The sequence below is a fragment of the Flavobacterium sp. CR10 genome, from assembly GCF_055814415.1.
In genome coordinates this window covers 572,340-594,101 of record NZ_CP185985.1, presented here as the reverse complement: position 1 = coordinate 594,101, position 21,762 = coordinate 572,340, and the positions used below count along the sequence as shown (strand labels likewise).

The following is a 21,762-nucleotide window of genomic DNA, read 5'->3' as shown; positions in this document are numbered from 1 at the left end:
TTAAATTTTGTGGAGAATACCGGATTCGAACCGGTCACCCCTTGCCTGCCAGGCAAGTACTCTAGCCAAATGAGCTAATCCCCCAAAGTCTTAACAAATAAAGTCAATTAATTCTCAAAAAACAAATTTTCAGAAGTTTCGGATGAATTATTTTCAAAAGCGTAACTTTACCTTTAAATGTAATTTTTATGAGCCTAGAAAATACAAACGGAAGTTTAGAAACTTCTTTTCAAAATACGATTGCAACAGTTCAATTTGGTCATCCAGCCAGTAATTCTTTTCCGCGAACTTTATTAGATGCTTTGACTGCCGAGATAAATAGTTTGAGTCGAAACGAAGATGTTTCGGTTATTATTTTAAAAAGTGAAGGAAACAAAGCTTTTTGTTCTGGCGCTTCTTTTGATGAACTTTTGAAAGTCGAAAATGAAGAACAAGGTGTAGAATTCTTTTCGGGTTTTGCACATTTGCTGAATGCCATGCGAAATTGCAATAAAATTATAATCGGACGTGTACAAGGAAAAGCTGTTGGCGGCGGTGTCGGAATTATTTCGGCTTGCGATTATGTTTTCGGAACTCCGCAAAGCGAAATTAAATTATCTGAATTAGCAATCGGAATTGGACCGTTTGTGATAGAACCAGCAGTTTCTCGTAAAATTGGTAAAGCGGCAATGACCGAAATGACTTTGTCGGGACACGAATGGAAATCGGCAGAATGGGCGCTTCAAAAAGGACTTTTTTCTGTTGTGTGCGAATATCGAAATTTGGATGCTGAGGTTGAAAGTTTTGCTCAAAAATTAAGTTCGTACAATCCTGAAGCTTTGTTCGAAATGAAAAAGATTATCTGGGAAGGAACAGAAACTTGGGAATCGCTTCTTTTTGAACGCGCAGCAATTACAGGAAGATTGGTTTTATCCGATTTTACAAGAAATGCATTGCTTCAGTTTAAAAAATAGATATGATATAAGTCATTAATTTTAAATAAACAGAAACATAGTTTTGGAAATATTTTAAAAACATTTTTTTCACTATCTAAATTATTGAATATGACTATCATTTCGTTGCTACAAAAAGTTGACATTGCAGAGAAAATAAAAGACGCTCCAGACAGCGGTTATCAAATTGGTGTAGTTATCGGATCTTTTATTCCGTTTTTGATTTTAGGCGGAATTGCTTTGTGGATGTATAACCGTGCTAAAAAAAGAGACAAAAACGGTTATTAATTTGTAAATTTGCAAGCTTAAAATTAAAGATCGATGAGTAATATCAGAATTACAAAACAATTTAGCTTCGAAACCGGTCACGCTTTGTACGGTTACGACGGAAAATGCAAGAACGTTCACGGACACAGTTATAAATTATCGGTAACGGTTATTGGCTCGCCAATTACAGACCGATCGAATGTAAAGTTCGGAATGGTGATTGACTTTTCTGACCTAAAGAAAATTGTAAAAGAAGAAATCGTCGATCAATTTGATCATGCAACTGTTTTTAATCAGACAACTCCACATGTTGAATTGGCTGCTGAATTAAAAAATCGCGGACATCACGTTATTTTAGTAGATTATCAGCCAACTAGTGAAAATATGGTGGTTGATTTTGCTGAAAGAATCGTTGCGAGACTTCCAGAAGGAATTTCTCTTTTCTCACTAAAACTTCAGGAAACTGAATCGTCTTTTGCAGAATGGTACGCATCAGATAATTTGTAAAAAAGTTAAAAGTGAAATGTGAAAAGTAAATTGTAAAATGCTTTTCATTTCACGTCTTACATCTCACAATTCACATCTTACATTAAATGAAAAAAATATATTTTGCTTCAGATCAGCATTTTGGTGCGCCAACTCCAGAATTAAGTCTTCCGCGTGAGAAAAAATTTGTGGCTTGGTTAGATGAGGTAAAAGAAGATGCAGAAGCGATTTTTTTATTGGGAGATTTATTTGATTTTTGGTTCGAATATAAAACGGTTGTGCCAAAAGGTTTTGTTCGAATTTTAGGTAAGTTGGCAGAAATTCGCGACAGCGGAATTCCTATTTATTTTTTTGTTGGAAATCATGATCTCTGGATGAATGATTATTTTGAAACCGAATTGAATATTCCGGTTTATCACGATAATAAAGAATTTACTTTTAGCGGAAAAACTTTTTTAATTGGTCACGGCGACGGAAAAGGTCCTGGAGATAAAGGTTATAAAAGAATGAAAAAGGTATTTACAAATCCGTTTTCAAAATGGCTTTTCCGTTGGCTTCATCCAGATGTTGGCGTAAGTTTAGCACAATATTTATCAGTCAAAAATAAATTGATTTCTGGTGCCGAAGATGTAAAATTTTTAGGTGAAGAAAATGAGTGGTTGGTTTTGTACGCTAAACGAAAACTAGAGACCAAACATTATGATTATTTCATTTTCGGACACCGTCATTTACCAATGATAATTCCTGTTGGAGAAGATTCTAATTATGTTAATCTAGGCGACTGGATTGGTTACTTTACATATGGAGTTTTTGATGGAGAAAATTTTGAACTTAAAAAATTCGAAAAATAGTTAAGTCAAAAGTCAAAGTTTAGCTTAATAGCTTAAAAAAAGGCTAAAAAATGACTTATTTTGAACTCATTGGATAAATACCAATTTTATGCGTTCTCAAAATATAATTTGATAATTGTTTGCTGTTTGAAAGCTGAAATTTAATTGCTCCAGATGCTTTTTTCGGCATATGGCATTCTACACAATTATCGTCTAATAATTTTTCAGGCATTGTTTTTAGGGTCGTTTGATTGTGTTTTAAGCCCTGATGACAGCTCATACAAATTTTAGAATAAGAAGCCATGTTCTTAGAAGCATTTTCATGCGGATTATGACAAGTGATACAATCCATTTTTTCGCTGTTCATAAAACATTTGCTTTGCGCCATTAAACGAAATTGATTTCCGTGAACATCAAATTTTGCGGTATCTGTAATACTTCTCGTTTCACGAAAGAATTCCGATAAATTATCTCCAGGTTTAAACTCAAAACGAGATTTTAGTTTCATTCCGTCATTTCCTGCATGGCACAACGCACAGGCGTCTAATTTTTGCTGTCTTGTAAGGGTTTTGAAACTTGTAATGCTATTGGCAACTTTTACATTCGGATTTTTCAAATGAAATTCTGCATGTTTTTTTGCAGGTCCGTGACAGCGTTCGCAGTCAATTCCGTAAACAATAGTTTTTTTATTGATTACGTCTTCGATATCCATTGACATGAAGTTTTTTTCCGCCGAACTCTGATCAACAGTTCGCGAACTGATATTTGAACTGTGACAAGCGTAGCAATCTTTAACGACCATTCTGTCAAAATAAGGCTTATCAGCTGGAAACCCTGGACTTGTTGCCCAATTGTTTATCGAATGATAAAAAGAAAGCGGTAATTCGTAAGTATTATTATTTTTCCAATAAACAGATGTCTGTGCATGTTTTGTTCCAAATACAATTTCGAATTTATATCTTTCAGTTTCTTTTCCATTTTTATACAAAACCTGATACAAACTGTCGCCATGTTTTTCCATCACCAGTTTGGTGTCTTTATCATAAATGAAAGTATGGTTTTTAGAATCAAAATCTCCAGAAACATTTCCTAAAATAGCTGGAGCTGTAGCTTTAAAATGCGAACTATGAAAAACCATTTCCGATTGTACTTTATGGCATTGTACGCAACTTTCAGAACCTGCATAGTCAGTTCCGCGCGGATCAATATATTCTTCAGATTTATTGTTGCAGCTGACAATGAAAATTGTCGTAAGAATAGTGGTGATTAGAAATACAGCTTTTTTCATTGCTGTAAATATACTTTTTTTTGAATGGAATCAAAATATATTTCAATAATGAAAAAATGTTGTTAAAATATTTAGAATGCTCCTTAATTCATACCGACTCCATAAACATATTCATCCAGTTCAATTTTGAATAAAGAGCCTTCGACCAAATCTTTAATCGATTTTAATTCGGTCATATTTACGGCTAAATCTATCGAATTGCATGGTGTTTTCAATAAAAACTTATGGCAAGAATATTTCATTTCGCAAGCTTCACAACAAGAGTTTTCAATCATACTATCTTCAATCAAATCGCAAAAATGATTCAATTCCTGAACTGTAAAATAAAAGCCAGTTTCTTTAAAAACTAATTGCACTTTGTCTGAAATTGTAGTGTTATGATCTTTCCAGTAAAAAGCTATTCCAAAGTTATTATGATATATTTGTTCAATTTCTCTCATCGTAAATCCTTTAATTTCAACAAATATAAATATTATTTAAATTAATTCTAAATAAAAAAATCATAAAAAAGAATAAAATTTTTCATTTTACTGGCACATCGTGTTGAGGTAAAAAGTCAAGCTTTGTCCGCTTCTAAACCAATTGGCCATATTTTTTTCTCTGTAAAAACTATTTTCGGTTGCAGATACGGCTGTAGAAATAGAGAAGAATTTGCTTTTTTCATTGTTTTTTATGCTTTCAATCCATTGAATTGTCACAGCAATATTCCCCATTTCTTTATCGAGATAAATATCGTAAGGTTTTAAATCGACTGTAAACAATCCAAGTTTGTTGTCTTTTACTTCAAAAATTATGTCTTTTTCAATTAAGATTTTGGAAGGAAAGCCGTTTTCAACTTTATAAAAGTTCAATCTGAATTTAACCAATTTAAACTCGTTTGAAGTAATGTTGAAATTAAAATTCTCTGCTTTACAGTCTTTTTTGATATGAAATTCCATTCCTCTTTCGCGACTTAAATAGTCATCAACCGTTTTGTCTAGAGCAGTAAAAAAATTAAAATGCATAAGACCAAGTCCTTTTGAACTTCTGCCGAATTGTTTTGGTTTAGGTTTTTTGAAAGAGACCACAACTTCCTTCAAAGAATTTTCAGAAGGAATCATTTCAATAACATTATGGTCAGATTTCAGTTGATTGACTAATATTTTTTTGGTTTCAAAACCAATATGAGAAAAGACAATTGTATCGTTAGGATTTACTTTTTCATTTAAATTTAATTTGAAAATCCCTTTCGAATTTGAAACAGTTCCGACATTTTTATTCGCGATTCCGATATTTACATAATCGAGCTCTTCGTTGTTTTGCGTATTCTTGAGTTTACCCGAAATAGCAGATTCTTGAGCGAAAATAGTAGATGTAAAAATAACAGAAAATAAAAATGTGGGATATTTCATTTGCTTGATTTTTAGAATAAAGAAATGAAATAAGATTAAGATTGAATATTCTTTTATTCAATTTTTAACATTTGAAAGGAACTCTATTACAACTATTTATGAAGAGTTGCAATGGAAGAAAGTTTAATTCATGCCTGCACCATGAATATATTCATTGAGATGAAGTCGAAATAAAGAACCATCAACCAAGTCTTTTATAGAATCTAATTCCTTCGGTGATATTTCTAAATCTATAGCAACATAGGGAGTTTTTAATAAAAATTTATCGAAAGCACGTTTTACGCCACTTGTATCATAATCATTGTGGTCTGTTACGCAATCTTCAATCAAATCGTGAAATTCATTTAATTCTTGAACTGAAAAATAAAATCCCATTTGTTTAAAAAGCAACTGAATTTTATCTGATATAACTTCATTGCCTTCTTTCCAATAAAATGAAATTCCAAAATCGTTTCGGTATATCTGCTCGATGTCTTTCATGACAAAATTTTTTAGGCCACAAAGATACGAACTCTTTGTACTAATACTTGATTAAGAAAAGCATAAAAAAAAGCTAAAAATAAGGATTAGTGTTTTGATTTTTAGTTATTTATGTTAGATTTTGCAGTTCGCTTTTTTTATGAAACTCAATTGTTATTTCAACCAATATTTTAACTTGGAAAGAAAAGCAGCCTGTTGGTCAACAAATAAATAATGCGAGCAATTGTCTAGAAAAGCAAAATGTTTTTCGCCAGTTATTGCCTTAAGAGAATTAATTTGTGCCGATGAAAAAATACCATCTTGTTTTCCGTAAATTCCATAGATAGGAACGTCAGCGGTTTTGATTTTCTTTAAAAAAGGTCTGCTGTCAATATTGTTTAGTTTTTCATTTTGATAAAAAACTAAAGGCGCGTTTTTATTTCGAATATTGGTTTTATAAAATTCTCCAGCTTCGTAATCGGCATATAATTTTTTAGACTCCGCAGTTGGATTTGGCATCTTGAAGAAATTGTTTTCTCCTGCCAATTCAAAGCATTTTTTTCTATAATCAGCTGAATTTTTATCCAGATTTTCTACAATAGTGATTCTTTTTAATTGTTCAGAATCGTTGCTGTATTTCTTTTTTAAAGTATCTAAAATATGATCGTAAGTTTCCTGTTGCGAAAATAAAGCTCCAGCCAAAACCAAAGCGCTCACATTCTTCGGATATTTAGTAGTATAAAGTGTCGCAACCAAACCGCCAAAGCTATGCCCCAATATAATTGCTTTCTTTAAATGATATGTTGCATAAATCGAATTTAAATCCTGAAAAGCTTCTTCGTAAGTAAAAGTTGCATTAGGATCTGCAGATCTTCCTTCGCCACGACGATCATAAGCAATAACATAAAAACCTAAATCAGCTAGATTTTGAGCTGTTGTTCCTTCAAATAAAGTTGCGTTGCCGCTTGGTCCGCCATGAATAAAAATTATAGGTTTGCTCTTTTCATTTCCGTAAGTTTTGATATAGAGATTTTGCCCTTTTGCGAAAAAGGACAATGCGAAAAAGAAAATAAATAAAGCCTCTTTCATTTTTGAGTATTCAATTAATTCGAATTTATTTCAGTAAGGTATAAATAGTCGTGTCTTTTGCAAAATAGTAATGATCCTTTTCATTATAATACTTTAATATGAGACGCATTTTTAAAGTGTCTTTTTGTATTTTAATATCATCCTTTTCAAAATATAGATTTCTTTCAAATTGAAATTCTGATAGTTTCTTTTCAAACAAAAAGTATTTCTTTTCAGTTACTTTGTAGCTACAACAACTGCCTAAAAAACCAGTAAAATTAGTTTGTATTTGAATTTGATCATTTTCAAATCTTACATCATTTGGAGGTTGGAAGAAAAAAAAGAAAATTGAGGATAGAAGCGCTCCGAGAATACCATCTGCTAGCCAACTGAAAAAAATGAATATTGGTGAGAAAAATATAAACCCAAAATATAATGCTTTCTTTTTAAATGGTTTTATATAATAAAAGAAGAGAATACAGGCTGATGCATAAAATAGAATTTTTAGGATAAAACGTAAATCTGATATTAATGTAACATCAAAAATTAGATTGAAAATAAAATTTGTAAGTAATATAACCAATGTTCCTAAATGAACCCTTGTAAGTATTTTCTTGAGATGCATCTATTCCAATTTATGATGTTCATCCATATCTCTTTTCAAATCTAAATTTCTAAAGGTTGGAGATTTCAATGCAGTGAAAATTACGGTTAACAGCGTAACACTTCCTCCAAAAACAACCGATGTTACAGCGCCCATCATCTTGGCAGTTGCGCCGCTTTCAAAAGCTCCTAATTCATTAGAAGAACCAACAAAAATTGAGTTTACAGCACCAACGCGTCCACGCATATGATCTGGAGTTTTAAGCTGTAAGATTGTCTGACGTATTACTACAGAAATTCCGTCGGCCAATCCGCTTAGGAATAAAGCGAAAACAGAAAGCCAGAAATAAGTAGAAAGCCCAAATAAAATGATTGATAATCCGAAGACAAAAATGGCAATTAAAAGTTTCTTTCCAGCATTTTCATACAAAGGCACATAAGCAGAAACTAGCATTGTGATAAAAGCTCCAACCGCAGGAGCGGCTCTTAAAATTCCGAAACCTTCAGAACCAACTTTCAAGATGTCTTGGGCAAAAACAGGTAATAATGCTACGGCTCCTCCAAAAAGTACTGCGATCATATCGAGTGATAAGGCTCCTAAAACTATTTTGTTTTTAAATACAAATGTCAAACCTTCCATAAGACTATCTTTTATAGATTCTCCCATTTTCGGATTGATAATTGGTTTCTGGCTGATTTGTGATAAGGCAATTAACGAAAGAATCGAGAATCCGAAAACCAAACACATTGACCAGTGAACGCCAATCCAATTAATTGAAAATCCCGCCAGCGCAGGTCCCATAACAGCTCCAATCTGCCAAACCGAACTGCTCCAAGTTGCAGCATTTGGGTATACTTTTTTTGGAATAATTAAAGACAAAAGCGAGAAAATAGTTGGTCCCATAAAAGAACGGACAATTCCGCCAAAAAATACAAGTGCATAAATCGAGTATAAAATGTAATCTTTAGATAGACCGCCAACTACTTTTGGCCAAGTCAATAAGAAAAGTCCAAAACTAATTACTGAAAAACCTAGAATACATTTCACCAATAAACCTTTCTTTTCTCTCTGATCTACAATATGTCCCGCAAACAAAGACATTGAAACGGCAGGGATAATTTCCATTAAACCAATAATTCCTAACGAAAGTGGGTTTTTAGTTAAACTGTAAACTTCCCATTCGATTACAATAAACTGCATTGACCAGGCAAAAACCATCGCAAAACGCAATAATAAAAACACGTTGAATTCTCTGTAACGAAGTGCCTGATACGGATCAGGTTTATTGGATTTAATCTCTTCCATCTGTTCTAATGTCTTTCAGCATAAGCTGAGTTGAAATGTTACCGTTCCATTCATTTTCGGCAATTGTATACGCCAGCTGAAACGGATTTTGATTTTTTGCTATGTCTAATTTTTTTCCGAGTCCAAAGCCAATTGCGGCGATTCCATCAGAATTATTTTGTTTGACGAAAAGTCTTAAATGTTCTTCTTCAGCTCCAAGAGTTTTGGCGTAACCTGTATCTATAAGATTTCGGGTCATAAAAACTGGCGTCATATTCTGGGGACCAAAAGGTTCAAATTGTTTTAAAATGCGGATTAGTTTTGGAGTGATATCTGAAAAGTCAATTTCAGCATCGATTTCGATTTCTGGAGTTCGCATTTCAGGCTGAATGGTTTCTTGGACGCATTTCTCAAAAGCTTCTTTAAAAAGCTGATAATTCTCGGCTTTCAAAGTCATTCCTGCCGCGTACATGTGTCCTCCAAATTGCTCCAAATGTTCTGAACACGCATCAAGCGCATTATAAACATCAAAACCTTTTACAGATCGGGCAGAAGCGGCATATTTATCTCCACTTTTGGTGAAAACCAAAGTCGGCCGATAATAAGTTTCAATCAATCTTGAAGCTACAATTCCGATTACGCCTTTGTGCCAATCTTCCTGAAAAACAACCGTAGAAAAGCGTTCTTCTTCCTTGTTTTCTATAATCTGCTGAAATGCCTCTTTGGTAATTTTTTTATCTAAATCTTTTCGGTCTGCGTTGTATTGTTCAATTTCTGAAGCAAATTGTTGTGCTTGTTCAAAATTGAATTCAGTCAACAATTCAACCGCATGATTTCCATGTTTGATTCTTCCTGCCGCATTAATTCTCGGTGAAATTATAAAAACAACATCGGTAATATCTAAAACTTTCTTTTTTACCTGATGGGTTAAAGCTTTAATTCCAGGTCTCGGCTCGCTATTAATGACTTTCAAACCAAAGTAAGCCAATACACGATTTTCTCCAGTTATCGGAACAATATCGGCTGCAATAGCTGTAGCAACTAAATCTAAATACGGAACTAAGTCTTCAATTGTTTCATTTCGATTCTGACCTAAAGCCTGAATCAATTTAAAACCAACTCCGCAACCACACAATTCATCGTAAGGGTAGGAGCAATCTTCTCTTTTTGGATCTAAAACTGCAACAGCATCAGGAAGAAATTCTCCAGGTCTGTGGTGATCACAGACAATAAAATCGATGTTTTTGGCTTTCGCGTAAGCGATATGATCAATCGATTTGATGCCGCAGTCGAGAGCAATAATTAAGGAAATTCCGTTATCGTCTGCATAATCAATTCCTTTATATGAAATTCCGTAACCTTCATCGTAACGATCTGGAATGTAAGTGGCAATATTTGGATAATGTGATTTTAAATAAGAAGAAACCAAAGAAACAGCTGTTGTTCCGTCAACGTCATAATCGCCAAAAACTAGAATGTTTTCTTCGTTTTGAATGGCTTGTTCGATTCGTGCAACGGCTTTGTCCATATCTTTCATCAAATACGGATCGTGAAGATGTTCTAATGACGGACGAAAGAAGTTTTTCGCATCTTCAAAAGTCTCAATTCCACGCTGAATTAACAGTGATGCTACAAAATCTTCTACATTTAAGGCTTGCGCTAAATGTTTAATTTTTTCTTCAGAAGGTTTTGGTTTTAATGTCCAACGCATGGGTTGATTTTGGATTTTAGATTATTGATTTTAGATTGAAGAAATCAGAAATTGTTTAATCTTGATTGGTAATTTTTTTAAACACATAGAATCATAGTTTATTGGAAACTTAAAAAAGGCGTTTCACTTGCATAAAATCACATAGCTCTATGTGTTAGAAACTAGTTTCTTTCTAATTTCTTTTATTCACAAACAAAAAAAAACTATGTTTCTATGTGTTTATTTTTCTCACCCAGATTTTATAGAGATAGTAGATTTTTTAATCCTTTTAATCTGTGAAATCTGTGGCAGAAATATTTAGTTTTATTTCGCTTCTAAAGCATTTCCTTCAAACTGAACTCCGTCCCAGCCCAAGTTGATGAAATTTCTAATGTTCTGGTGGTTCGTTCCGTTTGGATCTCCTAAAACTTCTTCGAAATAAAAAGCTCCGAAGCAAGTTAAAGTTTCTTCTTTGCTTAAGTTTTGCAGTTTTGCGAAAGAAAACAATTTGCAAGAACCTGAATTTTCGCCCGCTGCATTATGTTGTGTTCCATTTTGAAAAGCTGTTGGAGTAAAGTTGTAATTTTCTTCGATTACTGCAATAGTTTCAGGAAATGTGATTTGTGTTGGAGTTTGTTTTACTTTTTCTAAAAAGGCTTGAATGCTCATGATTTGTTTTTTGTCTGTTTGATTTTTTTGCCACAGATTATATTGATTAAAATGATTTTTTTCGAAGCACTTTTTTAACCACACATTACACAAATTTCCGCTAATTAAATTTGTGCTAATTTGTGTAATTTGTGGTTACTATAATACTAAATCTGTGGCTGAAATAATTATTTATTCTTCATCATCCTTAGAAAACTTACTTTTCTTTGGTTCTTTTGTTATAGTTTTTCCGGCAACCACAACTACGATTTCTCCTCGTGGTGCTGTTTTTTCGAAATGTGCTAGAACTTCTTTTGCCGTTCCGCGTACATTTTCTTCATGTAATTTTGATAATTCTCTTGAAACGCAAACTTGTCTGTCTTCTCCAAAATATTGTACAAATTCAGCTAAAGTCTTAACGAGTTTATGCGGAGAAACGTATAAAATCATCGTTCTGGTTTCTTCGGCTAAAGCCAAAAAACGGGTCTGACGTCCTTTTTTATCAGGCAGAAAACCTTCAAAAACAAATTTGTCATTTGGCAGTCCGCTGTTTACCAATGCAGGAACAAAAGCCGTTGCTCCCGGAAGACATTCGACTTCAATTTTATTTTCGACACAAGCACGAGTTAATAGAAATCCTGGATCTGAAATGGCCGGAGTTCCTGCGTCTGAAATTAAAGCGATAGTTTCGCCAGCTTTTAAACGTGCAATTAAATTTTCGGTCGTTTTATGTTCATTGTGCATATGATGGCTGTGCATGTGCGTGCCAATTTCAAAATGCTTTAACAGTTTTCCGCTTGTGCGGGTGTCTTCCGCCAAAATCAAATCGACTTCTTTCAAAACCCGAATGGCTCTAAAAGTCATGTCTTCAAGATTGCCAATTGGCGTTGGAACGATATATAATTTGGACATAGTTGTTTATTCGTAAAATTTAGGATGTGAAATATGAAACCGTTAAGCGAATTTTTTCTCAATAATTCCCATAAAACGCTCGGTATAATCTTCTTTTCCATCCCAGTTATTATAATCTGGTTTCACCATGTTTTCGATAAAATCTTTAGCTTCGCTATAAGAATCAAAAGTCATTAATTGGTTTAAAACACGGCTGTAATCTTCTGTGCTGTTTCCGAAAAGGTTTTTGGTAAAAGCAATTCTGTCATTCAAATCAATATGAAAACCTCTTGCCAATTTCTCATTCAAACTTACTGATTTTGGCTGTGCAGGAGTTTCAAGAATTGCAGTTTCAACTTTTTTCCCTTCTTTGAAATCATTAATAGAAGGAGTTTTTACAGGAGGAACAGCTTCAAAACTATCTACTTTTACAAATTGTGCGTCTGCATAATTAATTCCGAAATCTTCAAACTGAATCGTTGGTTGTGATGGAACTTCCTTTTTCGATTCTTCCTTAACTTCTTCAATAAATGGTTCCGTTTCCAATTCAAAAGCTGGTTTGAAATCTGGAATTGGTTTCAATTCATTTATCGTTGTGAAGGAAAGATCTTCAATAGCTTTTTCTGTTTCTTCTATCTTTTCAGCAATTGGCTCAATAATTTCTTCAATCATTGGTTCATCAATTTCTGCAGCGATTGGTTCAACAGTTTGTTCAATAACTGACTCTTCAATTTCCGCAGCGATTGGTTCAACAGTTTCTTCGATTGTTGGTTCTTCAATTTCGACGATTGGTTCAGCAGCTTCAACAATTTCTACTGGTTTTTCTTCTGAAATTTCAGGTTCATAAGATTCTTCAAGCGCAATAACTTTTTCTTCGGCTGGCGCTTCAAGTTCAATTATAGCAGGAGTTGCCTCTTCTTCTTTTTCAAAAATGGTTTCCAATTCGTCTACAATATTGTTTTGCCCGATTGTTGGTTTTGCAGCGTCGAAATTCTCTTCTACAAATTTTAATACCGCTAATTTCTCGTATAATTTCTGAGTTTCAAGGTACAATTGATTGATATCGGATTTATTTTTAAGTTTTAAAATTCGATGTGCAATGCTAATTAAATCAGCTTCCAATTTTTTTTTCATAACTGTTGAAAATTATAGTGAATAAGGTATTTTAGTGTATTTAATGTCTGAATGTCTCTATTCTCAAGGAAATTCAAAAGATAATTTTTTATTTCTGTTAATACGCTTTCGCGAATCTAAGGTTTGGTAAAAATTTTCTACTTTTGAAAAAATGTAAAACAGTACATTTTTACATCAATTTATTGCCAGTACAAAGTAATAAAAACTATTCATTTTTAAAGGTAGAAAAATACAAAATGTTTCTCGAAAATACAGTAAATCACAAAGAACAATTTGGTTGGATTGAAGTTATTTGTGGATCAATGTTTTCGGGTAAAACCGAAGAGCTGATCCGAAGATTAAAACGCGCCCAATTTGCCAAACAAAGAGTCGAAATCTTTAAACCTGCTATTGATACCCGTTATCATGACGAAATGGTGGTGTCTCATGATGCCAACGAAATTCGTTCAACTCCCGTTCCTGCCGCTGCCAATATTATGATTTTAGCTCAAGGTTGCGATGTAATCGGTATTGATGAAGCGCAGTTTTTTGATGACGAAATTATTACGGTTTGCAACGATCTGGCAAATCAGGGAATTCGCGTAATTGTTGCAGGATTGGATATGGATTTTAAAGGAAATCCATTTGGGCCAATGCCAGGACTTATGGCAACTGCCGAATATGTTACAAAGGTTCATGCCGTTTGTACCAGAACAGGAAATTTAGCCAATTATAGTTTTAGAAAAACAGATAATGATAAATTGGTTATGCTTGGAGAAACAGAAGAGTACGAACCACTTAGCCGTGCAGCGTATTTTAAAGCTATGAAAAAGAATCAAGAAAAATAGATTGTTTTACTTATTATAAGCCATGAAAAAAACATTTCAAAATATGAGAAAGTCTACTATTTTATTATTGCTATTAATGGGAATTGCAGTTGCCTTTGTGGTTTACTTTCAATTCTATCTCGCCAAAAATGAAAATGAGGTTAACACTGAAGTAGTAGAATTAATTGCAAAATATAATAAAAGCTGTCCGTTAAATATTCAGGAAGGTATTCGTTTAGACAGCGTAAGTCTTCATGAAGAAAAAACAGTTCAATACAATTTAACATTGCTGAACGTAAGTAAAGAAACTGCTGAGGCAGATGTTATTCAAGAAGAAATTAGAAAAAGTCTTTTAAGTACTGCAAAAGCAAATACGGGACTTCAGGTTTTCAGAGAAAATGATTATACTTTGAATTATAGTTACAGTGATAAAAAGAAAGATTTTTTATTTGATGTGAAAATATTACCTGATCAGTATAAATAAAAGTTTATAGATGGTTTAAATAATTAAACCCGACAGGTTTCTGAAACCTATCGGGTTTATTTTTGTACGGATATTTTTTATATATTTGTACGTACAGAATAAAATGTGGAAATTATGGACGCGAAATTAACATTGAAACTAGATAAAAACGTTATTGATAGAGCCAAAATATATGCTGCAGAACATAAGCACAGCTTGTCACTTTTGGTCGAAAATTATTTAAAAACAATAATTGAAAAAGATAGTAATTCAGAGAATTGTGAAATAAGCGCTTTTGTGAAAAGTCTTGCAGTTGGGAAAGGCAAAATTGATAATGATTTTGACTATAAAAAAGATAGACAAGACTACTTGTCTGAAAAATATAAGTAATGAAGCTGTTTTTAGATACAAATGTCTTAATTGATTTAATAGGGGAAAGAGAACCCTTTTTTAACGATATTGCAATGATAGCTTCACTTGCAGAAAATAAAAATTTTAGGTTAGCAAGCTCATCTTTGTCTTTTGTAAATACGGTTTATGTAATTTCAAAAGTTGTCGAAAAGAAAGTTGTTTTGGAAGCTTTGAGAAAATTTCGTTTTATATGTGAAGTTTCTGATATTGATGAAATTGTAATTGATAAAAGTCTCATTTCAAACTTTAATGATTTCGAAGATGCTGTTCAGTATTTTAGTGCATTACATCATAAATGTAGTGTGTTGCTAACCAGAAATAAAAAAGATTTTAAAAATTCCGAAATTCCAGTCATGACTCCTTTGGAATTTCTTACTTCAATAAATAATAAAACCCGATAGCTTTTAACACTATCGGGTTTATTATTTTAAATGAACTTATATCTCTTATATGGTTTAAAAATCTTAGATTTTCTTTCTCATTCTTGCTACCGGAATATCAAGTTGCTCACGGTATTTTGCAATAGTTCTTCTCGCAATCGGATATCCTTTTTCTTTTAAGATTTCTGCCAGTTGATCGTCTGGAAGCGGTTTTCTCTTATCTTCTTCCTCAATTGTATTCTGAAGAATTTTTTTGATTTCTAAAGTCGAAACGTCTTCTCCTTGATCATTTTTCATGGCTTCAGAGAAAAACTCTTTAATCAGTTTGGTTCCGTATGGTGTTTCTACATATTTGCTATTTGCAACACGCGAAATTGTCGAAATATCCAAACCAACCATATCTGCAATGTCTTTTAAGATCATTGGTTTTAGTTTAGTTTCGTCGCCGTCTAAGAAATATTCTTCCTGATAATGCATAATCGCATTCATAGTCACAAAAAGCGTTTCTTGACGCTGTCTAATAGCATCTATAAACCATTTGGCAGAATCCAATTTTTGTTTGATAAACTGAACGGCATCTTTCTGTGCTGTCGATTTATCTTTAGACTCCTTATACGTTTGCATCATTTCCTGATAATCTTTAGAAACGTGCAGAGAAGGAGCATTTCTTCCGTTTAAAGTCAATTCCAATTCGCCGTCTACAATTCTGATGGCAAAATCTGGAACTATATTTTCTGTTACTTTATTGTTGCCAGCAAAAGAACCACCCGGTTTTGGGTTTAATCTTTCAATTTCGTGAATTGCTTTTTTAAGCTGTTCGTTTGAAACGCTGTATTTCTGTAACAATTTATCGTAATGTTTCTTTGTAAAAGCATCAAACTGATTTTCGATAATGTCAATCGCTAAATCAACATATTCAGTTGGAGTTTTATGTTTTAACTGAAGCAATAAACATTCCTGTAAATCACGCGCGCCAACTCCCGAAGGTTCAAGTTCATGAATTACCGTCAACATTTTTTCGACCATTGCTTCATCAGTGTAAATTCCCTGAGTAAAAGCCATGTCGTCTACAATATCTGGAATGCTTCTGCGGATGTACCCCATATCATCAATACTTCCAACAAGGAATTCAGCGATTTCACGCTCTTCATCGTTCAAAATAAAAGTATTCAGCTGATTGATTAAATCCTGATGAAAACTTATCGGAGCCGCAAAAGGCGTTTCGCGCTCTTCGTCGTCACTGTAATTGTTTACCTGAGTTTTGTAATCAGGCGTATCGTCGTCGCTTAAGTATTCGTCAATGTTAATATCGTCTGCTTCGATTCTGTCTGATTCTGCATCATCATAATCGTCGTAGTCTTCATTAGCGTATTCATCAGCTTCGTAATCGTCTTCTTTTCCAGCTTCCAAAGCCGGATTTTCGTTCATTTCTTCTAATAAACGCTGTTCAAAAGCTTGCGTAGGCAATTGAATTAACTTCATCAGCTGAATTTGCTGTGGAGATAATTTTTGGGATAATTTTAAATTTAAAAATTGCTTTAGCATAGTTAAGGCGCTATTTTTTGCCACTAAGGCGCTTTTCTGCCACTAAGGCGCAAAGGCGCAAAGTTTTTATTTGTTTTTTTGTTTCTTGCCACAAAGGTGCTAAGACACAAATTTTTTGTTTAAATATCTGAAATTAAGGCGCAAATTTTTTGTTTGCCTATATTTTATGGAAAATTTTAAAATACTCTTTTTGTATTTATAAATCTTCTGATGCCACTCTTTATTAACGGAACATTGAAATTGATTAAAAAGCCTAAATCTTTATCCAGTAATTTTAACTGACTAATAATTTGTGCTTCCCAAACTGGATTTATTTGTTCAACTGCTTTTATTTCTATAATTATAGAATTTTCAACTAGTAGATCTAATCTTAATCCTTCACTAAATTCGATTCCGTCATAAACAATCGGGATATCAACTTGACGTTTTACATCTAGACCAGCTTTAGTGATTTCATGCGCTAAACAAACTTCATAAACTCTTTCTAATAATCCTGGGCCAAGTTGCTTATGAACTTTAAAAGCAGAATTTACAATTATTTTTCCAATTTCTTCCGTTCTTTCAGAGAGCATATTTTTTTATGATTTTGCCACGAAGACGCTAAGGCACAAAGTTTTTTTAAGTTTTTAAATCTAAAAAATTAAAATAATACTTGTGAATTTGTGTCTTCGTGGTATTATTTTAGTTTTTTTGAGCCTTAACTCAGTTAGTTTAAAAATAAACTTAGCGTCTTTGTGTCTTCGTGGCAAAAACTTTATTTCTTAGAACTCAGCACTTCCAGGAGTTCTTGGGAAAGGAATAACGTCTCTAATGTTTGTCATTCCTGTTACAAACAATACCAAACGCTCAAATCCTAAACCGAAACCTGCGTGAGTTGCTGATCCAAATCTTCTAGTGTCTAAATACCAGTATAATTCTTCTTTATCAATTCCAAGTTTTTCCATTTTCTCAACTAGAACATCGTAACGCTCTTCTCTTTCAGAACCACCAACGATTTCTCCAATTCCAGGGAAAAGGATATCCATTGCGCGAACTGTTTCTCTTCCTGGTTCTGTGTTGTCGTTCAAACGCATGTAAAACGCTTTAATGTTTGCTGGGTAATCGTATAAAATTACTGGGCATTTAAAGTGTTTTTCTACTAAATAACGTTCGTGTTCTGATTGTAAATCAGCTCCCCATTCGTTGATTAAATATTGGAATTTCTTCTTTTTATTTGGAGTTGAATCTCTTAAAATATCAATTGCTTCAGTGTAAGAAACACGTTTGAAGTTGTTTTCTAAAACGAAGTTCAATTTCTCTAACAGCGCCATTTCGCTTCTTTCAGCCTGTGGTTTTGATTTTTCTTCTTCAAGAAGTCTTCCTTCTAAGAATTTCAAATCGTCTCCACAATTATCCAAAGCATATTTAATTACGTACTGAATAAAATCTTCAGCCAAATCCATGTTGTCGTCAAGATCGTTGAAAGCAACTTCTGGCTCAATCATCCAGAATTCTGCCAAGTGACGAGAAGTGTTTGAGTTTTCTGCTCTAAACGTTGGTCCAAAAGTATAAATCTGACCCAAAGCCATTGCAAAAGTTTCTCCTTCTAATTGTCCAGAAACGGTTAAGTTCGTATGTTTTCCAAAGAAATCTTTTTTGAAATCGATGTTTCCTTCTTCGTTTTTAGGAAGATTATCCAATGGCAAAGAAGTAACTTGAAACATTTCTCCAGCACCTTCAGCATCAGCTCCAGTAATAATTGGTGTGTTTACATAAACGAAACCTTTATCTTGGAAATATTTGTGAACTGCATAAGATAATACTGAACGCACACGCATAATCGCACCAAAAGCATTTGTACGTACACGCAAGTGAGCGTTTTCACGTAAAAATTCTAGAGAGTGCTTTTTAGGCTGCATTGGGAATTTCTCAGCATCAGAATCTCCAAGAATTTCCAATTTAGAAACCTGAATTTCATATTTCTGACCCGCACCTTTACTTTCAACTAAAGTTCCAATTACAGAAACCGCTGCTCCAGTTGTGATTCTTTTTAATGTCTCTTCTGGTGTATTTTCAAAATCAACAACACATTGAATATTATTAATTGTAGAACCGTCATTTAAAGCGATGAACTGATTATTTCTAAAAGTTCTCACCCAACCTTTTGCATTCACTTCCTGTAACGTCGTCGTACTGTTTAATAAGTCTCTAACTTTTGTGTGTTTCATTTTTATATATAATTGATATTAAATAATATTCGTTTTGAACAACTGCAAATATAATCGATAATAATTAATTTTTGAAGCTGTTTCCCGCTCTTCGCTATATCTTTCTATTTTTAAAGAAAAAATAGAAAGGATGCCGCTTCGATCGGGGCTAGGGCATTTGGTTTCATGAGAACCAATTTGTCTTGTTTTGTATTATTTCAGAGATTATGTATGATTCTATAATTAAAATATAAAATCATCTCCAAAGAGTAACGCAACTAAAATTGCTATTAATAACGAAATACAAAAAGCTTTACGGGTTTGGTTTTTTACTAAAAGATTGGATTTTTGTAAAATGAATTTTATTACAACTCCTCCAATCATTGTAAAAACAATAATAGATAAACAAAGAAATATAATGTGGATAAACATTACAAATCGTGCTAATCCATATTGCCCTTCAGCTAAACAATTACTGCTATATAAAAAGAGCAATGCAATTGTCGCAATTCTTCTTTTTAGTATTTTGATTCGTGCCAATTAGTGAAATTCGTGTCTGAAAATTATTTCTCCAAACTCTCCAATTCCTCTTTCCTTGTTTTCTTTTTCTCAAAAGTTAAAACCAATGAAGGCAATACAACTAAATTAGCAAACATTGCAAAAACCAAAGTACAAGAAATTAATCCTCCTAAAGCAATTGTACCGCTGAAGCTTGATAATGTAAAAGTCGCAAAACCTAAAATCAAAACTACAGAAGTGTAGAACGTACTTACTCCAGTTTCTCTCAAGGCACTGAAAACAGATTTCTTTACTTTTCCTTTGTTTTGCATCAGATCATGTTTGTATTTCGCCATAAACTGAATGGCATTATCCACCGAGATTCCGAAAGCGATACTGAATACTAAAATCGTTGATGGCTTTAACGGAATTCCGAAATAACCCATTAATCCCGAAGTAATGCAAAGCGGTAAAATATTCGTAATCAAAGAAGCTGCTACCATTTTGAACGAACGGAATAGATACAGCATCAAAATCGCAATTGTCAAAATCGCAAACAATAATGACTCGATTAAGTTGTGCGCCAAATACGTTGTTCCTTTTTGGAAAACTAAAGCTTTTCCTGTGATCGTAACTTCATAACGGTCTTTCGGAAAAATCTCATCAATTTTTTTGCGCAATTTTCCTTCCACTTTTGCCATTTCATCTGTCCCTATATCTTTCATGAAAGTCGTAATTCTGGCATATTGTCCAGTTGAATCCACATACGCTTTCATTAAGTTTTCTTTGCTGTTTTTGGTTGCATTTTTAGCATAACCCAAAATAAAAGTCTGTTCTTGAGAAGTTGGCAATTGGTAATATTCAGGGTTTCCGTTGTAGAAAGCCTGTTTTGCATATTTAACCAAGTTTACAACAGAAACAGGTTTTGCCAATTCTGGAATTTCAGAAATAGTATTCTGCAATTCATCCATTTTACGAATCGTAGAAGGCTTCATAACACCTTTTTTCTTTTTGGTGTCAATCATGATTTCAAGTGGCATTACACCATTGAATTCTTTTTCGTAAAATAAAATATCTTTAAAGAAAGAAGCGCTTTTTGGCATTTCGCCAATTAAACTTCCTGAAACTTTCATTTGTCTAACTCCATTCAAACTCACAAGAAACAGAACAGCGTAAATGCAATAAACAATTGTTTTCTTGCCTTTAACTATAGCGGTAACCGTATTTAAAAGTGTCGAAATATATGTTTTGTCTAAATGGTATAAATGTTTTGCTTTTGGCAACGGCATAAAACTGTAAATAATCGGCACGATAAAAAGTGTCAGAGTATAAACAGAAAGCACGTTGATAGAAGTTACCAATCCGAATTCAAAAAGTAATTCGTTTCCTGTAATCATCAAAGTTGCAAAACCAATTGCAGCTGTTAAATTGGTCATCAAAGTCGAAGATCCAATTTTTGAAATCACACGCTGTAAAGCTTTTGCCTGATTGTTGTGCAGTTTAATTTCCTGCTGGTATTTATTAATCAGGAAAATACAGTTGGTAATTCCGATAACGATAATTAGCGGCGGAATAATAGCTGTTAAAATCGTGATTTTATAACCAAATAATCCAAGCGTTCCAAACGACCAAGTTACGCCGACAATTAAGATGCAGATCGAAATAAAAGTAGCTCTGAACGAACGGAAGAAGAAAAAGAAAATCAAAGAAACCGTCAATAAAGACGCTCCAATGAAAAGTCCGATTTCGCCTTTCATGTTATCCGCATTGATCGTACGGATGTATGGCATTCCCGAAACTTTAAGGTCAATTCCAGTTGTTTTTTCGAATTTATCGATTTTCGGAACTAAATCATTTAAGATAAAAGTCTTTCTTTCAGCCGTATTTACCAGCGCTTTGTTCATGTAAATTGCAGAACGAACACTTCCGCTTTCTTTGTTAAAAAGCAAACCTTCGTAAAAAGGCAGATTGTGAAACAAATCATACTGAACGCTTTTTAAGTAATTCGCATCAAGCGCTTTGCTTTCGTCAATAAACGGTGCTAAAACAAATTTTTGATTTACAGTATCTTTTTCAAGTTTCTTTAAATCATTCAAAGAAATTACCAAATCAACTTCTTTGGCTTTTTTCAAACCGTTCATTAATTCGGTCCAGGCCGCATAATTTTTTGGTGTAAAGAACTTAGGGTCTTTAAAACCAATAACAATTAAGTTTCCTTCTTCACCAAATTTGTCTAAGAATTTTTGATAATCTTTATTTGCAATATGATCTTTCGGAAGCAAGTTGGCTTCGGTATAAGTCATAGAAAGATTCTTCCACTGATAACCAAAGAAAAGAGTTAAAGCAGAAAGTATAACCAGAATCGTAATTCGGTTTTTAAGTATGATTCGGGCCAGTTTTTCCCAAAATCCAACTTGGACAGTGTTTTTCATAAAATCTTTAAAAATGGATGCAAATGTAGTGAAAAGTGCTCGAAATCATAAATATTCGAATCTATTTTA

Annotated in this window: 24 protein-coding genes and 1 tRNA gene; 8 read left to right on the top strand and 17 right to left on the bottom strand. The window is 33.3% G+C overall.

Features of this window, described 5'->3' with window-relative positions:
* Positions 1-10 precede the first annotated feature (10 nt).
* A tRNA-Ala gene (locus ACNRYB_RS02850) sits at positions 11-84 on the bottom strand.
* Positions 85-188: 104 nt separating this feature from the next.
* Here ACNRYB_RS02850 and ACNRYB_RS02845 point away from each other — a divergent pair.
* From ACNRYB_RS02845 to ACNRYB_RS02830, 4 genes are all read left to right on the top strand, one after another.
* Positions 189-953, top strand: coding sequence for an enoyl-CoA hydratase/isomerase family protein (locus tag ACNRYB_RS02845; RefSeq protein ID WP_473729169.1), 765 nt, complete (start codon positions 189-191; stop codon positions 951-953).
* A 90-nt stretch (positions 954-1,043) separates the two neighbouring features.
* Complete coding sequence (locus tag ACNRYB_RS02840; protein ID WP_204251683.1) at positions 1,044-1,220, top strand: hypothetical protein; 177 nt, start codon at positions 1,044-1,046, stop codon at positions 1,218-1,220.
* Between the two features lie 33 nt (positions 1,221-1,253).
* The gene (locus ACNRYB_RS02835) at positions 1,254-1,706 is read left to right on the top strand and encodes a 6-pyruvoyl trahydropterin synthase family protein (RefSeq protein ID WP_129746573.1); all 453 of its coding nucleotides are present in this window, start codon (positions 1,254-1,256) and stop codon (positions 1,704-1,706) included.
* Positions 1,707-1,792: 86 nt separating this feature from the next.
* On the top strand, positions 1,793-2,536 hold the full coding sequence (locus ACNRYB_RS02830) for a UDP-2,3-diacylglucosamine diphosphatase (RefSeq protein WP_129746572.1): 744 nt from the start codon (positions 1,793-1,795) through the stop codon (positions 2,534-2,536).
* Between the two features lie 55 nt (positions 2,537-2,591).
* On the opposite strand, the gene ACNRYB_RS02825 is transcribed toward ACNRYB_RS02830, so the two are convergent.
* The 11 genes from ACNRYB_RS02825 to ACNRYB_RS02775 form a co-directional block, all read right to left on the bottom strand.
* Positions 2,592-3,803, bottom strand: coding sequence for a cytochrome c3 family protein (locus ACNRYB_RS02825; protein WP_473729168.1), 1,212 nt, complete (start codon positions 3,801-3,803; stop codon positions 2,592-2,594).
* A gap of 83 nt (positions 3,804-3,886) precedes the next feature.
* On the bottom strand, positions 3,887-4,243 hold the full coding sequence (locus ACNRYB_RS02820; protein WP_129746570.1) for a hypothetical protein: 357 nt from the start codon (positions 4,241-4,243) through the stop codon (positions 3,887-3,889).
* A gap of 87 nt (positions 4,244-4,330) precedes the next feature.
* Positions 4,331-5,194, bottom strand: a complete 864-nt coding sequence (locus tag ACNRYB_RS02815) for a carboxypeptidase-like regulatory domain-containing protein (protein WP_473729167.1) — start codon at positions 5,192-5,194, stop codon at positions 4,331-4,333.
* 123 nt (positions 5,195-5,317) lie between these two features.
* Entirely contained in the window at positions 5,318-5,674 is a 357-nt protein-coding gene (locus ACNRYB_RS02810) for a hypothetical protein (protein WP_473729166.1), read from the bottom strand.
* 153 nt (positions 5,675-5,827) lie between these two features.
* Positions 5,828-6,742, bottom strand: a complete 915-nt coding sequence (locus ACNRYB_RS02805) for an alpha/beta fold hydrolase (protein WP_473729165.1) — start codon at positions 6,740-6,742, stop codon at positions 5,828-5,830.
* 25 nt (positions 6,743-6,767) lie between these two features.
* Positions 6,768-7,346: a hypothetical protein gene (locus ACNRYB_RS02800; protein WP_473729164.1), complete on the bottom strand. Its 579-nt coding sequence runs from the start codon at positions 7,344-7,346 to the stop codon at positions 6,768-6,770.
* Complete coding sequence (locus tag ACNRYB_RS02795; protein ID WP_473729163.1) at positions 7,347-8,630, bottom strand: MFS transporter; 1,284 nt, start codon at positions 8,628-8,630, stop codon at positions 7,347-7,349.
* On the bottom strand, positions 8,617-10,320 hold the full coding sequence (recJ, locus tag ACNRYB_RS02790) for a single-stranded-DNA-specific exonuclease RecJ (protein ID WP_473729162.1): 1,704 nt from the start codon (positions 10,318-10,320) through the stop codon (positions 8,617-8,619). Before recJ ends, ACNRYB_RS02795 begins: the two co-directional genes overlap by 14 nt.
* 303 nt (positions 10,321-10,623) lie before the next feature.
* On the bottom strand, positions 10,624-10,968 hold the full coding sequence (locus ACNRYB_RS02785; RefSeq protein WP_473729161.1) for a HopJ type III effector protein: 345 nt from the start codon (positions 10,966-10,968) through the stop codon (positions 10,624-10,626).
* Positions 10,969-11,139: 171 nt separating this feature from the next.
* Complete coding sequence (gene rsmI, locus ACNRYB_RS02780; protein ID WP_111287100.1) at positions 11,140-11,859, bottom strand: 16S rRNA (cytidine(1402)-2'-O)-methyltransferase; 720 nt, start codon at positions 11,857-11,859, stop codon at positions 11,140-11,142.
* A 42-nt stretch (positions 11,860-11,901) separates the two neighbouring features.
* Complete coding sequence (locus ACNRYB_RS02775) at positions 11,902-12,972, bottom strand: hypothetical protein (protein ID WP_473729160.1); 1,071 nt, start codon at positions 12,970-12,972, stop codon at positions 11,902-11,904.
* Positions 12,973-13,208: 236 nt separating this feature from the next.
* On the opposite strand from ACNRYB_RS02775, the gene ACNRYB_RS02770 reads away from it, so the two are divergent.
* From ACNRYB_RS02770 to ACNRYB_RS02755, 4 genes are all read left to right on the top strand, one after another.
* On the top strand, positions 13,209-13,799 hold the full coding sequence (locus ACNRYB_RS02770) for a thymidine kinase (protein WP_129746738.1): 591 nt from the start codon (positions 13,209-13,211) through the stop codon (positions 13,797-13,799).
* Positions 13,800-13,842: 43 nt separating this feature from the next.
* Positions 13,843-14,262, top strand: a complete 420-nt coding sequence (locus tag ACNRYB_RS02765) for a hypothetical protein (RefSeq protein WP_129746563.1) — start codon at positions 13,843-13,845, stop codon at positions 14,260-14,262.
* Between the two features lie 114 nt (positions 14,263-14,376).
* The gene (locus ACNRYB_RS02760) at positions 14,377-14,631 is read left to right on the top strand and encodes a DUF6364 family protein (RefSeq protein WP_473729159.1); all 255 of its coding nucleotides are present in this window, start codon (positions 14,377-14,379) and stop codon (positions 14,629-14,631) included.
* Positions 14,631-15,053: a type II toxin-antitoxin system VapC family toxin gene (locus ACNRYB_RS02755; RefSeq protein ID WP_473729158.1), complete on the top strand. Its 423-nt coding sequence runs from the start codon at positions 14,631-14,633 to the stop codon at positions 15,051-15,053. Before ACNRYB_RS02760 ends, ACNRYB_RS02755 begins: the two co-directional genes overlap by 1 nt.
* 63 nt (positions 15,054-15,116) lie before the next feature.
* Here ACNRYB_RS02755 and rpoN read toward each other — a convergent pair whose 3' ends face one another.
* The 5 genes from rpoN to ACNRYB_RS02730 all read right to left on the bottom strand — a co-directional run bounded on the left by rpoN (position 15,117) and on the right by ACNRYB_RS02730 (position 21,693).
* The gene (gene rpoN, locus ACNRYB_RS02750; protein WP_274251581.1) at positions 15,117-16,577 is read right to left on the bottom strand and encodes an RNA polymerase factor sigma-54; all 1,461 of its coding nucleotides are present in this window, start codon (positions 16,575-16,577) and stop codon (positions 15,117-15,119) included.
* Between the two features lie 176 nt (positions 16,578-16,753).
* Positions 16,754-17,149 (bottom strand): GxxExxY protein, encoded by a 396-nt coding sequence (locus ACNRYB_RS02745; RefSeq protein ID WP_473729157.1) that lies wholly within the window; start codon positions 17,147-17,149, stop codon positions 16,754-16,756.
* Between the two features lie 189 nt (positions 17,150-17,338).
* Complete coding sequence (asnS, locus tag ACNRYB_RS02740; protein WP_473729156.1) at positions 17,339-18,784, bottom strand: asparagine--tRNA ligase; 1,446 nt, start codon at positions 18,782-18,784, stop codon at positions 17,339-17,341.
* A 222-nt stretch (positions 18,785-19,006) separates the two neighbouring features.
* Positions 19,007-19,303, bottom strand: a complete 297-nt coding sequence (locus ACNRYB_RS02735; protein ID WP_473729155.1) for a hypothetical protein — start codon at positions 19,301-19,303, stop codon at positions 19,007-19,009.
* Positions 19,304-19,326: 23 nt separating this feature from the next.
* Positions 19,327-21,693, bottom strand: coding sequence for an efflux RND transporter permease subunit (locus ACNRYB_RS02730; protein ID WP_343704830.1), 2,367 nt, complete (start codon positions 21,691-21,693; stop codon positions 19,327-19,329).
* Positions 21,694-21,762: the final 69 nt, after the last annotated feature.